Genomic DNA, 2,355 nt, shown 5'->3' with positions numbered 1-2,355 from the left:
GAGCAATGCTCATGACTTGTGGATCGTCCTCGGGAAGGCATGCGAAGGGCGTACCTTCCCGAATGATCCTGTGATGGTCACCAAGTCAGGCCCGCGTTCGCAGCGCGGGTCGGGAAGGCACGCCCGTGCTCAACGTAGTCAACGACGACGGCTCCACGTCCGCCGGTTCGCTGACCGACGAGATCGTGCGGGAGGGCGCCAGGCGGATGCTTGCCGCCGCGCTGGAGGCGGAAGTCGACCAGTACATAGCCGAGTTGGCGGCCGAGCGGGATGAACGCGGGCGGCGTCTGGTGGTGCGCAACGGGCACCACCGCCCGCGGACCGTGACCACGGCTGCCGGGCCGGTCGAGGTCCGCGCCCCGCGGGTCAACGACCGCCGCGTCGACGAGGCGACCGGTGAACGCCAGCGGTTCTCCTCGAAGATCTCCCCCAGCCTTCGGCCGGGAGGTACCCCCAGCCGCCGTGGTGCCGCAAGTCTCCGAAGATCAGTGAGGTCCTCCCGCTGCTCTACCCGCACGGGCTGTCCGGCGGCGACTTCGTGCCCGCGCTCGAGCAGTTCCTCGGCTCCTCGGCCGGCCTGTCGGCGGCGACGGTGAACCGGCTCACCAGGCAGTGGCAGGACGACCACGCCGCCTTCCAGCGCCGCGACCTGTCGGAGACGGATTACGTCTACGTGTGGGCCGACGGGGTGCACCCCAGGGTCCGGCTCGGGCAGGCCCACTCCTGCGTCCTGGTCCTGATGGGCGTCCGTCTGGACGGCAGCAAGGAGCTGATCGCGCTGGCGGAGGGGCTGCGGGAGTCGGCCGAGTCGTGGGCGGATCTGCTGCGTGACTGCCGCCGACGTGGCATGCGCGATCCCGAACTCGTGGTCGGTGACGGCGCAATGGGCCTGTGGCGGGCGCTCGCGGAGGTGTTTCCGCAGGCCAGACACCAGAGGTGCTGGGTTCACAAGGTCCGCAATGTCATGAACGCACTGCCGAAGTCGGCTCAGCCAGGCGCGAAGAAGGCCCTGCAAGAGATTTACAACGCCGAGGACCGCGACCACGCCGAGAAGGCGATCAAGGACTTCGAGCGCGCCTACGGAGCGAAGTGGCCGAAAGCGGCCAAGAAGGTCACCGGCGAGACTGACGAGCTCCTCGCGTTCTACGACTTCCCCGCCGAGCACTGGGTGCACCTGCGCACGACCAACCCCATCGAGTCCACTTTCAGCACCGTGAAACTCCGGACCAAAGTCACCCGCGGCGCCGGCAGCTCGGCAGCCGCCCTGGCCATGGTGTTCAAGCTTGTCGAGTCCGCCCAGGCCCGCTGGCGCGCGATCACCGCACCCCACCTCGTCGCCCTGGTCCGCAACGGCGCCCGCTTCGAGAACGGTCACCTCGTCGAACGCCCCGAGGCGGTGGCCGCGTGAGCCGGCCGGCCAGCGGCACGCTGCATCACGTCGAACTCTGGGTGCCGGACCTCGACCGCGCGCTCACCTCTCTCGGCTGGCTGCTGGAGGCCCTGGGCTACACACTCACCCAGAGCTGGGACAACGGCCGCAGCTGGCACCTCGGGCCGACCTACCTGGTCCTTGAACAGTCCCGGGCCCTCACCACCAACCGGCACGACCGATGCCGGCCAGGGCTGAACCACCTGGCCTTTCACGTCGAGGACGACAGCACGGTCGAGCGGCTGGCCACCGACGCGGCGAACCACGGCTGGCACCTGCTGTTCCCGGACCGGCATCCACACGCCGGCGGCGAACGGCACTATGCCGCCTACCTGGAAAACGACGACGGCTTCGAGGTCGAACTCGTCGCGATCACGTCATCACAGCGAAAGTGAGAGCAACCGATCCACAGGTCTTGACGATTGCTCTACGCGGCCCTGGATAGTGCGACTCTTCTGGCTCTACTGCCTGTGCTCAGGGAGGGCAAGGAGAGGGCGCTGGAGCGGGTGAAGCAGGAGTCTCAACACCATGAGCAGCTTGAAAGTTCCGACGCTTACACAGCGCAGCTGCTCGGCGAGGCATTGCTGCTTTCGATGCCCGTACCCTCGCTGAGGACGAGGAGACGCGCGGCCAGCTCAGTGAACTTCGCAAGACGGTTCACAAGATCCTCGGCAGCCAGGCCAGCAGAACGAGTGAGGTGAAGGCAGACATGCGCATGCCTGAGTTCCTCTGGGCGCACCAGAAGAGGGAGCACTGGATCTTGGAGGAGCTCACTCGCCGAGGACTGCTGCCCACCTTCTCCCCGAAGTCATCCACGGAGGATGTCAAGCGCTTAGAGGTCATCTCATTTGGCTGGGTAGGCTGTCGGCCGTGGCAGGGATCGTTGAGCGGCTGGTGCCGGATGAGTTGTGGGAGCTGTTCCAGCG

At 67.0% G+C, this 2,355-nt stretch carries 1 protein-coding gene and 1 pseudogene; both read left to right on the top strand.

Going from position 1 to position 2,355, the window contains the following annotated elements; genetic code table 11:
• Positions 1-125 precede the first annotated feature (125 nt).
• Positions 126-1,408: pseudogene (locus AB0I73_RS41050) on the top strand (IS256 family transposase).
• Entirely contained in the window at positions 1,405-1,824 is a 420-nt protein-coding gene (locus tag AB0I73_RS41045; protein WP_363045477.1) for a VOC family protein, read from the top strand. The pseudogene AB0I73_RS41050 and the gene AB0I73_RS41045 overlap by 4 nt, the downstream one beginning before the upstream one ends.
• Positions 1,825-2,355: the final 531 nt, after the last annotated feature.

Source organism: Streptomyces sp. NPDC050388 (assembly GCF_040655635.1).
In the GTDB taxonomy this organism is placed as follows: Bacteria; Actinomycetota; Actinomycetes; order Streptomycetales; family Streptomycetaceae; genus Streptomyces.
Note: the sequence above shows the minus strand (reverse complement) of the source record. Positions and strands in the feature narration are given on the sequence as shown.